Source organism: Bifidobacterium olomucense (assembly GCF_012932375.1).
Taxonomy (GTDB): Bacteria; Actinomycetota; Actinomycetes; order Actinomycetales; family Bifidobacteriaceae; genus Bifidobacterium; species Bifidobacterium olomucense.
On record NZ_JAAIIG010000006.1, the window covers coordinates 51,702 to 64,286 of the forward strand.

Here is a 12,585-nt window from a genome sequence, read left to right on the forward strand (position 1 = left end):
TTCAGGCCTTTCTATTCGGATCCGTTCGGATTAAAAATCGGACATATGGAAGCCGTTCTTCATCTCCATGCTGCGAGTGTAGAGCACGGAGTCAAGCAGCTTCTCAGTTTCTTCCTTGAGCTGGTCGGCCATGGTCTGGTTGGCGGCAGCGAGAATCGAGCGGACTTCGTCATTGCGCACAGCGGCGATGATCTCGTCCGGAGTCATCGGCTGCACGTCGCCATCGGCGTTGTCTGCCTCGAATTCGGCTTCGGCGGCCGATTCGGCTGCGGCCTCGGCTGAGGTCAGTCCCAGACGGGCCACCTGCTCGTCGGTGGCGGCCACCAGACGATGGCCCATCGCACCGGTCTTCTCCTGGTAACGTTCCACGGCATTGGAGGTGGAGCGGAACGCGCCGTCGCACAGAGCGGCGATGATGCGGTTGGCCCAGTAGAAGTTCTCGGAGGTCACGCGCGTGGTGGTGTCTTCAAGGTAGGCGGGCGTGGTGTTCACGTTCGGGAAGAACGGCACCAGCGTGTTGAACGGGTTGGAACCGTATGCCATCCACTGAATCGCGCGAGAGGCCTGCGGGCGGTACGGGCGAATCTGCATCACGGCGAGCTGGCTCTGACGGTTGATGCCGATCGGACGGTACATGTGACGGGTGCGCTCGTCGCCGAGCTGCCCGTACGGATCGTACGGCGTGCCCTGATAGTGGGAGCTCAGTACATACTTGATGTCTTCGATGGTCACCTTGCGCTCAGGCTGACGAGCCCACGGAATGTCGTTGGATTCCGGCTTGTGATCGGCGTCCGGACCATCCCAGACTTCGTCGTACGGGTTGAGGAAACGCTGCATGGACCATGCGCGCGGGGTGTTGTACACGTGGTCGGAATCGGAGTGGGAGCCGAAGGCGTCGCGCGGGTTGAACGGCGTGGTCGATTCCACAGAAAGATCGAGATGGTTGGCTTCGATGAACTCGGCCAGATCGGCGGAGCACATGTGATCTTCCTGATCGCCCAGCGCGTCGGTCAGGTCGAACTCGTCGATGCCAAGCTGGTTCGGCATGGTCACGTACGCCTCGTCCGGCACACGCTTGGCGATCCAGTGGTGACCGCCCACGGTTTCCAGCCACCAGATCTCATCCGCGTCGGAGAAGGCGACGCCGTTCATCTCGTAGGTGCCGTATTCCTCCAGCAGCGCGCCGAGACGCTGCACGCCTTCGCGCGCGGTCTTCACGTAAGGCAGCACGATGGTCAGGAAGTCTTCCTCACCGATGCCGCCGGCCACTTCGGGCTCGTCGCCCTTGGCCGGGGTGTATTCCACGAACGGATCGGCACCGAGCACACGCTCGTTGGTGGTCAGGGTTTCGGTGGCACTCATGGCCACGTTCGCCTCGTTCACGCCGGCTTCGCCCCAAATGCCTTCCTTGAGATCGGCGTTCGGCACTGCGGTGTACTGCAGCGGATTGTCCGGCAATTGAATGGTGACGTGGGAGATTACCGACTTGTATTCGCGCGGCTGCTCCTCAGGCTTCACGACGATGAAACGCTTTGGGTTGAACTCGCCGTTCGCGGAATCCTCGTTGCGGGCGATGATGGTGGAGCCGTCATAGCTCGCATCCTTGCCTACCAGAATGGTGGTGCAGGCCATAGTTAGGTGCATGTCCTTTCTTGTCTGTTAAGCGCTCGTGGCACTCAAAAATCTATTCAGCATCCGGTGGGATGCCCACACGGGGAATGCCCGGGATGTCCGTACGGCGGAATGCCCGGGATATCCGTAAACGCCGGGGCTCACGCCTTGCCGGTGACGAACATGCCACCCTGATCCGGGTTTTCGCCGCATTCACGCAGCTTGTGCAGCAGTTCGTTCATCCAGAATCCCTGATTCAGCCCAGGCAACGGCTCGCGAGTGGCCCAGACATGCAGGTAATAGTCATGATCCTTGTCCGGCGGCTGCGGGCCGTTGTATCGCATGATCACAGCCGGGTCGTTGTCGCGCCCTACGAACTTGGAGGCTGAAGAGTTGCGGCCCTGCACAGCTTCAGGAATCATGGCCGGCATCTGACGGGAGAAGTCCGGCGGAATGGCGAGCGCATGCGAGTCATTGAAATCGAACATCAGTGCGTCGATGGGCAGGTTCGCCACGGTCCAGTGAATCCATTCGAAACCGCACACCGGAATGGAATCGGGATCAGTGAACGTCCAGTGCAGATAGCGGGCTTCCGGATTCACCTCGTCCACATAGAACGGGAAGGAGATGACCGGAACGCCGCCCGCCCGATATTCGGGCGCGGCCGCCTTGGCGAAATCGTCAGGCACCACCGTGAAATCAGCGGAAATCTTCATACGCTCCAGTGTATCGCGGCCCCTGTTACCGCCGAGGTCGCCGAATCCATGATTTCCGCGTCAACGACCTTCCATTGGCAGGAATTGGCAAGAGCACCGGCTTGGGCACTATACTCGTCGCCAAACAGGCGCGTATTGCCGCTGACGAACCTATCAGCGGCAATGAGCAGCCATACGCCGGCACTCAAGGGAGCGTTCTCATGACGACAATCACCCGTACGGTCACGATCCGCAATCCCCTTGGCATCCATGCTCGTCCGGCAGCCCGGCTTGTGCAAGCGGCACAAGCCTCTGGCTGCACCGTCACGATTGCCTTACCGGGAGCCGCACCGGTATCCGCCGAATCCATACTGTCAATCATGGGCTTAGGCCTTGCTCAAGGCGATGTCGTGACGATCACCGCAACAGGCGACGATGCCGAATCAGCGGCCGAGTCTCTGGCGGCAATACTGCACGCCGATGCATAAACTCAACACCTTCCGCCCAGGAAACGTATGGCTGTGCCCTATGCGCCCTATGTGAAACGTCTTATGCGAAACGTCCTATGCGAACGGCTTGAGTGTGAACGGCTTGCATCTGCAGTCCATCGGCTAGTTCGATTCACGGAATCAGCGCGCAGAACAAAGCCTCGAACGTAAGCAGCGGATTGCCGTTGCCCGCCAGACGCTTGCGAGCGCGCGCCACTTCATCCAAGCGTGCCACCGCACCGGCACGGTCCAGCCGTACGGACAGCTCAGTGATGGCCGTACGGTTCTCAAGGTTGATGAGTCCGACCGAGTCTTCGGCATTGTTCTGAAGCACGGCAACATCACGGTAGATGGAGGCCACCGAGTTCAACGCACGGTCGAGTACGTCACGGGTGCGGCGGGTGGCGAATCGCTTGACGTCGTCCTTCTTGGCCACCTGATTGAACGCGCCGCGCAGTTTCGGCGGAATCCGCTCCCCTTCTTGAAGACCGTTGATTCGGCGGAACTCCGCTTCCTGCCTGGAGGACCACTCGTTGGCATCCGTCTCGGCCTGTCCCTTGGCATTATCGATCAGGTTGCCGGCCAAAAGCACCGCGTCCGAGGCACGGGCAAGATTGAGCACGCCAACCACGAGCTCGTCGCGGTCGGACATCACGCGCTCGTTCGTGGCGTACAGACGCGCGATACCGATATGCCCCTCCGAGAGACGGGCCGCGCGCTGGGCGATCTTCAACTCGACGCCAGTGTTCGCTGTAAGGAATTCGGCCACAGCGGTCGGAGATGGCACAGCGAGGTTCACCACGCGGCATCGCGAGCGAATGGTGGGGAGCACGTCCTGCGCGCTGGGAGCGCATAGCAGCCAGATGCAGCGTTCGGCCGGCTCCTCGATCTCTTTCAGCAGCACATTGGTGGTGCGCTCCAGCATGCGGTCCACATCTTCAATAATGATGATGCGCCACGGAGCGGTGGACGGCATTTGCTCGGAAGTCGTGATGATGTCACGCACCTGGTCGATGCCGATGGTCACCTTATTGGTGGCCAGGACTGTGACATCCGGATGCGTGCCGGCGAGCACCTGCTGCGTGATGCGCGTAGGCTCGTCGCTCATGCCATGGTCCGGGCTTTCGAGGGCGGCCGCGAAAGCGCGGGCCATATTGGAACGGCCGGAGCCGGGAGGGCCGCAGATCAGCCATGATTGCGTAAGCTGGCTGGGGTCGCCTTGCGCGATGCGGCTCAGCATATCCACGATGGGCTTCTGCCCCACCAGCGAATCCCACACGCTCATGCGAGCTCCTTCAGCAGTGTCTCGACATCCGCTTCGATGGCGGCCCAGACCTGTTCAATCCTCTGACTGGCGTCGATCACGCGGAATCGGGTCGGTTCAGCGGCTGCCAGATCGAGGAACGCCTGACGGGTGCGGCTTTGGAAGTCGTCGCCGGCCGATTCCATACGATCCTCCGCATGCTGGAGACGGCTATGTGAAAGCGCCGGATCCATATCCAGCAGATAGGTTCGGGCGGGCAACAGGTTATTCGTGGCCCAGAGGCTTAAATCCTTGATTTCCCTTAGCGTAAGCTCACGGCCACCGGCCTGATAGGCCAACGAGGAATCGAGGTAGCGGTCTGTAATAACCACCTCGCCGCGCTCCAGTGCCGGCCGAATCGTTTCGGCCACATGCTGCGCGCGGTCCGCGGCAAACAGCAGTGCCTCCGTGCGCGGGGCGATATCCGCTGCGCCACCGTCAACGCCGTGCAGCAGCATCTGGCGAATCGCTCGGCCGAGCGCAGTGCCGCCGGGCTCGCGGGTCACCACAACCGTGCGTCCCTGAGCTTCCAGATATGCGCGCAACCGCTCGACCTGCGTGGTTTTGCCCACGCCGTCAACGCCTTCGAAGGAAATAAACAGACCGGTCATGCCTTCGACCTTAGCGTGAGGCACCGAGCTAAACGGATTCCCTTTCCTGCCCTTGTCTCCCCTTTGCCCCCATCAAACACCCATTTCGCACGAAAAGGACGCAACGGAGGCAAAACAGCCACTCCAAACACCCGATTCGCACGAAAAGAGGCACACCCACCACGCGCGCACCCGATTCGCGCGAAAAGACTGCAAGGGGAACGAATTAACCAGCCCAAACACCCAATTCGCGCGAACAATACGCGAAGGAGCCGAATCAACCGCCTCAAACACTCGATTCGTGCGAAAAGAAGCGTACCCGCCACGCGCGCACCCGATTCGCGCGAAAAGGACTCGACGGGGGCAAAAAGGACTCGACGGGGGGCGAATGCACCACGACGTGCCGCTCCGCCCCCTCCAAAAAAGCTACTTCTTCTTGGGTTTGGCGGCCACAACCGGCGGACGGGTGAAGCCTTCATTGGCGGTGAGCCAATCGATATCGGCCTTCACGGTGGCGGCGGTGGAACCGAGCTTCTCGGCGATACGCGTATTCGCCCATCCCTTGCCGGCCAACTTCTTGACCTCGGCACGGCGTTCGGCGCGCTTGGCTTCCACGGCACTCACCTTGGGCGCCGCTTTCGCCGCAGCCGACGCCTTAGCGCCGCTTTTCGCCCCGCGGCCGCGCCCACGCGTAGAAGGACCGGCGGCACGCTTTTCGGCCAACAGCCGGAATGCGTCATCCGGCGTAATGGTCTCCGGCGTGTACTGACGGGGCACAGTGCGATTCGTCTCGCCGTCAGTAATATATGCACCAAAGCGTCCATCCTTGATGGTCACGTTCTTGCCGGTGGCCGGATCAGCACCCAGTTCACGCAGCGGCGGCTTGGCGGCACCTCGCCCACGGCCACGACCGTACTTGGGCTGAGCGAACAGCTCCTGCGCCTTAGCGAGATCCACAGTGAAAATCTCGTCTTCCGAGCCCAGAGAACGGGTTTCGGACTTGCCATCCGCTCCAGTTCGGGTCAGATACGGGCCATAACGACCGTTATTGGCGGCAACCGTGTACTCGGCGACTTCACCCGTTTCGGTGTTGGTCTCCTCGTAACGGCCCACCTCGCGCGGCAAGCCCAGCAACCGCAATGCGTCCTGCAGCGACAGCGACTCCGGATTCATGGTCTTGAACAGCGAAGCCATCTTGGGACGAGGCGCCTCCTTGGCACCCTTGGTGCCTTTGGCGCCTTCCGGCGTGGGCAACACCAACGCCACATACGGCCCGAACCGACCGTTGCGCACTTCCACCGTGCCGCCGGTCACCGGGTCTTTGCCCAGTTCGCGCGGACCGCCGGAATGATTGTCGATCAGATCACGAGCCACGGCAACCGTCAGTTCGTCCGGCGCAATGGTGTCCGGCAGCGAGGCGCGCTTCGGATTGCCCTCGGCGTCCAGATGCTCCATGTCTTCCAGATATGGTCCGAAACGGCCGACGCGCACATGCAGCCCGTCGCCGATGTTGATGGTGTTGATGGCACGCGCATCGATATCGCCCAACTGAGCCACCTGCTGTTGCAGGCCCTCATGAGCTTCGTCGGCATTGCGCGCCGCGCCCTCGCCGGAACCGAAGTAGAAGCGGGTGAGCCAGTCACGGCCGCTCTCCTCACCGTGGGCGATGTGGTCCAGTCCGTTCTCCATTTCGGCGGTGAACTGGTAGTCCACCAGCTTCGGGAAGTTCTGCTCCAAAAGCTTCACCACGGAGAACGCCAACCAGCTGGGGATCAGCGCACGACCGCGCTCATACACATAACCACGGTCCATAATCGTGGAGATGATGCTGGCGTATGTGGACGGACGACCAATCTCCTTGGCTTCCAGCGTTTTGACCAGCGTGGCCTCGGTGTATCGGGCCGGCGGCTGGGTTTCGTGGCCATCGGGCTCGATATCGCTCGCTTCGACCTTCTGGCCGACGCTCATCGGCGGCAGGGAGGCGTTGCTTTCGGAGGCATCACCGGACTTGCCCGCCCCCGCAGCGCCCGCAGCCGCAGCACTGGCGGCCCCCGCACCAGCAGCGGCCGAAGACCCGGCAGAAGACTTACGCCCCTCTCCGGTCGCCTTCATAAAGCCGGGGAATTCGATGACGGTGCCAGACGCCTGGAACACGGCCTCGCCCTCATTCGCCCCGGCCGGCGCGGACAGGCGCACGGTGGCGGTGGAGCCGGTGGCATCGGCCATCTGGCATGCGAGCGTGCGCTGCCAGATCAACGTGTACAGACGCAGCTGGTCAACCGGAAGCTTCGAGGCGAGCTCATCCGGATCATGGAACCGGGAACCGGCCGGGCGAATACATTCGTGGGCCTCCTGCGCACCGGCGGTTTTCGTGGCGTACTGCTTGGGTTCCGCAGACAAATACGACTCGCCAAAGTGATAGCTCACGGCATTGCGGGCGGCGGCGATGGCCTCCTGCGACAGCGTCACCGAATCGGTACGCATGTACGTGATATAGCCGTTCTCATACAGGCTTTGGGCGGCGCGCATCACCGCACGGGCACCCATGCCGAGCCGGTTGCCGGCGGTCTGCTGCAGGGTGGAGGTGGTGAACGGCGGCTGCGGGCGACGGCGATACGGCTTGGTTTCCATGCTCATCACCGTGAAATCGGCGGATTTGAGCGTTTCCGCGATGGCCGCGGCACTCGTTTCGTCCAGCTGCCGCACATTGTCCGCAAAGCCGCTCGGCGTAAGCTGGCCGTCAGCGCCGAAGTCTTTGGAACCGGCCAAACGCTTGCCGCCCAAGGAGATCATGCGAGCGGAGAATTCAGCGCGATCACCTTCGGCCGAAGGAGCGGCCAGCGTGGCGACGATATCCCAATACGGCGCGCGCTTGAAGGCCATACGTTCGCGTTCGCGTTCGACGATCAGACGGGTGGCCACCGACTGCACGCGGCCGGCGGACAGGCCGGGCCCCACCTTACGCCACAGCACCGGGGAGAGCTCGTAGCCGTACAGTCGGTCGAGGATACGGCGGGTCTCCTGCGCGTCCACCATATGACCATCTACATCTCGCGTGTTATTGAGCGAAGCGTTGATGGCGTTCTTGGTGATCTCGTGGAACACCATGCGCTTGACCGGCACCTTGGGCTTGAGCGTCTGCACCAGATGCCATGCGATAGCCTCGCCCTCGCGATCCTCATCAGTGGCGAGGTAGAGCTCATCAGCGCCCTTCAGCGCGGATTTCAGCTCGCTGACCGTACGCTTCTTGTCGCCGTCCACAATGTAATACGGCTTGAATCCGTCGTTCACGTCCACGCCGAACTTGCCGAACTTGGCCTTGTCGGCCGCCGGCACCTGGCTGGGCTGCGCAAGATCGCGGATATGGCCTACCGACGCCAGCACGGTGTACCCCTTGCCCAGGTAGTCGCCAATCTTGTGGGCCTTGGTCGGAGACTCCACAATCACCAGTTTGGTAGCCATACCCCACTCCTTATTACTGCAATCACCGTTACTGCAATCACCGCACTCGATGCGCAATCACCTTGCGTACCTTGCACAGGCCTTCGCAATTGCCTTCTTCCGCGAAACATACGACGTTTCTGGCGTCATAATACTCACGAATCATACCCGACTGCCAAATTTCACCGTTGTGGCGGCGCAGGAGGCGCACCGATCAGTCCGAGACGGCTCAGCGGCGCGGCCGTGATCTGCCGCAGGGCCAGAACCAAGCCGAACGCGAGCGCCGCAACGCCACAGATGCCGGTCAACGCGCTGATCACCGCACCGTCCACCGCCCAGCTGGCGCTGATGCCCAGGCCGGGCACCACCTGCCAAATCAGGTAGGCGGCGTAGACGAGCAGCAGCAGACCGGCGGTGATCATCACGCTGCCGAGGATCTGTACGCTCACCGAGGAGACGCGCTGTCCCGGCGCATCCATGCCGGAAGTGCGCGTGAAGGCCATCGCCAGCAGGGCAAGCCCGGCGACCAACAGTATCGACATCACCACGTCCGACGGGCGATGCCAACCGCCGACGATCACGGACACCGCGACCATCACCGACCATGTCGCGCCGACGACCGCCGCCACAGCGCGGGCGGCGCGCGGCACGGCGAGCAGCAGGATCACGGCGGCGGCCGCGGCCAGCATCGTATGGCCGGACGGGGCCGAGTTCGATGGCGACGAAGACGTATTGATCAGGAACGGGCGCGGCAGCAGTCCTTTCAGGCGCGTGGCCGCCAGGCACAGCACCGCCAGCACCGCAAGCTGCCCGATCAGCCACCAACGGCGACGAACCAACGCCGCGACCACACCGATGCCGCCCAGCAGCACGCTCACGCCGATCACCAGCATCGAGTGACGGGCCGAGTCCGTGACGACCGCTCCCACCAGCGCTTGATTCCATGCGGCAACACGGTCCGCCAGCGCCGAATACACCATTTCGTCATAGGACTGACCGGCGGCAGTGCATACGCAGCCCCACCACACGCCGAACGCCGCGGCGATGAACAGCAGTCCGAACACCACGCACAGCACACGGCTGGAGATGCGTGGGCGCACGGTCAACGGGTCGAGTCTGGCGAGGCCTCGGTCCAGTTCCGCTGTAGTGACTGCGGAGGTTGCGCTCGGGTCGATGACGTCCGAAGCCGTTGTGCTGGGGGCCTTGTCTATGCCCCAGACCCGCGGGCCGTTCGCATGGATGGACGCTGTGCTGCGGTCGGGGCCGAGCGCGGCCAGCGGGTCGATTGGGTCAGACGATTGGTTCGTATGCCGTTGCGCAGACGGCGGCGTAGGCGGCTTGGGAATCGCGCCGTCGCCGACGAGGCCGGCCGGCTTGTGCGGATCACGGATGGTGGGTTGCGGTGCGTCATTCATACGTTCGACTGTACGGCCGCGCCCCGGACAGTAGGCCGCATCATTGCGAGCCCGGGACCAAACCCGCACATTCTCATGTGCCAGTTACACGGTGGGGCCTGGTGCGCCTCGCCCGACACACTCAAGGCCGTTCGGCCAAGCCTACGGTCTGGCGAGACGCATCAGGCCCCACCACTACCGTTCCGGCAAAGATAGAAAAACCTCCACGCACCCGTCAGAGGCCACTTACCCTTGCTGCATTCCTGCCCTGGGGGAGTTGGGTGACATAGCGCCGCGTGGAGGCTTCGGCCAAGTGTATGGAGACGGGTGGACCAGCGTTGTCGCCAACGCGCGTCGCACCCCCCTCCAGCCCACGTCCAGCCGTTATTCAGCCGCCACAATCAAATGTGAGAATTCAGGGAAAATACCACTGGAAAGCCAGCATGGTTGCGCTCACGTCAAACGATTGTTCAAGGCCAAAGGTTACGGTGGACATCATGGCTTCTTATACTCGTCGTGCACATTCGGGCGGCAACGGCCCCGCTATGCGCCAACCGCGCACAGCGTACAGCGGCTCCAATTCGGCCGCCGGCGCCGGCCGTACCAGCCGCAGTCGCATCGCGCAGGAGGGCTCCGGCACCGCTGGCCGGCCAACCCGGTCCCGTCATGCGGCAAGCCACAAAGCCACCAGCCACAGGGCCCCGAACCGCAAGAAGAACGGCGGCAAGAAGGGCAAGCATCGCGTACTCAAATGGGTGCTGGGCGTTATCTTCGGCCTGTTCGCGCTGGGCGTGGCCGCAGCCATCGCGGCATTCGCATACCTGTACACCACCACTGAGGTTCCACAGCCCGAAAAGTTCGCGCTGGCGGAGAAAACCTCCGTATATTACGCGGACGGCACCACGCCGATCGGCTCCTACGCCGAGCAGAACCGCGTAATCATCTCCTGCGACGGCCTGCCGGACTACATCGGCAACGCCATCGTCGCCTCCGAGAATCGCACCTTCTATACCGACAAGGGCCTGGATCTGCGAGGCATCGCACGCGCGTTCTGGAACAACGTGACCACCGGCACCCGTCAAGGCGGCTCGACCATCACCCAGCAGTATGCCGAGCGTTATTATCTGGGCGAGACCACCACGTACTCCGGCAAGGCTCGCGAGGCCATTCTGGCCATCAAGATCGCACAGACCGAATCCAAGGACGAAGTGCTGTGCAACTACATGAACACGATCTATCTGGGGCGCAATTCCTACGGCATCCAGGCGGCGGCCAAAGCCTACTTCAATAAGGACGCCAAGGATTTGACGCTCTCCGAAGCCGCGATGATCGCCGGCATCATCCCCTCCCCCTCCACGTGGGACCCGGCGGATAACCCGGATATCGCGAAGTCCCGCTTCAAGCGTGTGATCAACATCATGAGCGAGGACGGCTACATCTCCTCCAAGCAGAAGTCCGAAGCCAAGTTCCCGGACACCGCGCCCGTGGCCCAGCAGAACGACTACGCCGGCGCGAACGGCTATCTGCTGGACATGGTGGAGCGCGAACTGGTGCAGTCCAAGGCCTTCACCAAGGAGGATCTGGACACCGGCGGATACAAGATCATCACCACCATCGAAAAGGACAAGCAGGACGTCATGCAGTCCATAGGCGACACCCGCCTTGACGACATGCCTGAGTCGCTGCAGATCGGCGGCATAGCCCTCAACCCGAAAACCGGCGCGGTCCTGTCGGTGTACGCCGGCTCGGACTACCTGACCAAGCAGCTCAACAACTGCGATCAGGCCGTATTCGAACCCGGCTCCACCATGAAGCCGTTCGCGCTGCTGGGTGCGGCGCAGTCCGGCGTAAGCTTCGATACCCTGTTCAACGGCAATTCTCACCAGCATTTCGCCGGCTTGGATCAAGAAGTGAATAACGCGCTGGAGAACAACTGGGGCAACATCGACCTGTACCACGCCACCGCCAACTCAGTGAACACGGTGTTCATGAACATCAACGAGCATTTGACGCCGCAGCGCACCGCCGAAATCGCGCATGAGGCCGGCATCCAGGGCGACATCGACGCCGACTCGATGTACAACGTGCTCGGCATCAACGCGCTGACCGTCTGGGATCTGGCACAGGGCCACTCCACCATCGCCAACAACGGCAAGAAGAACACCATTCATATGGTGGCTCGCGTGCTCGATGCCAAGAACAAGGATCTGTACAACGCTCCCAGCGAGAACGAGCAGGTGTTCGACGCCAACGACTGCGCACTCGTGCAGAAGGCCATGCAGGGCACCACCACGTATGGCACGGCGGCGGGCGTCAGCACCGCGCTGGGACGCCCGGTGGCCGGCAAGTCCGGTACCGCCAACGACGAGATGGCCTCTTCGTTCGTGGGCTATACGCCGAGCCTGATGAACGTGTGGGCCATCTGGAACCCCGATGCGGACGGCAACCCGCAGGTGGTGCCGGCCTTCTCCGGCTACGGCGTCTCCTCCACCGGCTACCCGGCGCATCTGTTCCAGGAATATATGACGCAGGCACTGGCCGGTACGGATGTCGAGCAGTTCCCCACCGCCAAGGACAACGGCAAGATCGGCGGCTCGGACGGCACGTGGGGTCTGGGCAGGGGCCAGTCGTCCTCGACCAACACGGACAGCAACAAGCAGTCCACCGAAGATGCGCAGAAGAAGGCCGAGCAGGAGGCTCAGCAGAAGGCCGCCGACGAGGCCGCAGCCGAAGCCGAAAAGCAGCAGCAGTTCGCACAGCAGTGCCTGAACGACCCGACGTCGTCCACCGACTGCCCGAACTATCCGGGCAATTCTGGCAACGGTAACGGCAACGGAACCGGCAACGGCAACGACGGCACCGGAGGCGACAGCGGAACCGAAGGCAATTCCGGCAGCACCGACAGCGGCAAACCCAACGGCAATTCCGGCAGCACCGACGGTTCGACCGGTGGTAACGGCGGCAATTCGTGATCGGCTGACCGGTTACTGGGTCACCGTCCACTGTCCGACTCGTCACCGTACGTTTTTCCAGACTAATTTCCCTCTCATCTGGAAGAACGTA

At 62.4% G+C, this 12,585-nt stretch carries 8 protein-coding genes and 1 other RNA gene; 2 read left to right on the top strand and 7 right to left on the bottom strand.

The annotated features are described in order from the left end of the window. Positions 1-30: 30 nt before the first annotated feature. Together G1C97_RS07560 and G1C97_RS07565 are read right to left on the bottom strand one after the other, a co-directional pair. Entirely contained in the window at positions 31-1,632 is a 1,602-nt protein-coding gene (locus tag G1C97_RS07560; protein ID WP_100496581.1) for a C69 family dipeptidase, read from the bottom strand. Positions 1,633-1,772: 140 nt separating this feature from the next. Next, complete coding sequence (locus tag G1C97_RS07565; RefSeq protein ID WP_100496582.1) at positions 1,773-2,327, bottom strand: YbhB/YbcL family Raf kinase inhibitor-like protein; 555 nt, start codon at positions 2,325-2,327, stop codon at positions 1,773-1,775. 200 nt (positions 2,328-2,527) lie between these two features. On the opposite strand from G1C97_RS07565, the gene G1C97_RS07570 reads away from it, so the two are divergent. Further along, positions 2,528-2,794: an HPr family phosphocarrier protein gene (locus G1C97_RS07570; protein ID WP_100496613.1), complete on the top strand. Its 267-nt coding sequence runs from the start codon at positions 2,528-2,530 to the stop codon at positions 2,792-2,794. 133 nt (positions 2,795-2,927) lie between these two features. On the opposite strand, the gene G1C97_RS07575 is transcribed toward G1C97_RS07570, so the two are convergent. The 5 genes from G1C97_RS07575 to ffs form a co-directional block, all read right to left on the bottom strand. After that, positions 2,928-4,079 (bottom strand): DNA polymerase III subunit delta', encoded by a 1,152-nt coding sequence (locus G1C97_RS07575; protein WP_169241248.1) that lies wholly within the window; start codon positions 4,077-4,079, stop codon positions 2,928-2,930. After that, the gene (tmk, locus tag G1C97_RS07580) at positions 4,076-4,708 is read right to left on the bottom strand and encodes a dTMP kinase (protein ID WP_169241249.1); all 633 of its coding nucleotides are present in this window, start codon (positions 4,706-4,708) and stop codon (positions 4,076-4,078) included. Before tmk ends, G1C97_RS07575 begins: the two co-directional genes overlap by 4 nt. A 405-nt stretch (positions 4,709-5,113) precedes the next feature. Continuing rightward, a complete protein-coding gene (gene topA / locus G1C97_RS07585) occupies positions 5,114-8,149 on the bottom strand; it encodes a type I DNA topoisomerase (protein ID WP_169241250.1) in 3,036 nt (1,011 codons plus the stop codon). A 161-nt stretch (positions 8,150-8,310) separates the two neighbouring features. Beyond that, a complete protein-coding gene (locus tag G1C97_RS07590) occupies positions 8,311-9,543 on the bottom strand; it encodes a phosphatase PAP2 family protein (protein WP_169241251.1) in 1,233 nt (410 codons plus the stop codon). A gap of 191 nt (positions 9,544-9,734) precedes the next feature. Beyond that, positions 9,735-9,831: signal recognition particle sRNA small type (gene ffs, locus G1C97_RS07595), an RNA gene on the bottom strand. 188 nt (positions 9,832-10,019) lie between these two features. On the opposite strand from ffs, the gene G1C97_RS07600 reads away from it, so the two are divergent. Beyond that, entirely contained in the window at positions 10,020-12,494 is a 2,475-nt protein-coding gene (locus tag G1C97_RS07600) for a transglycosylase domain-containing protein (protein WP_205832566.1), read from the top strand. Positions 12,495-12,585 lie beyond the last annotated feature (91 nt).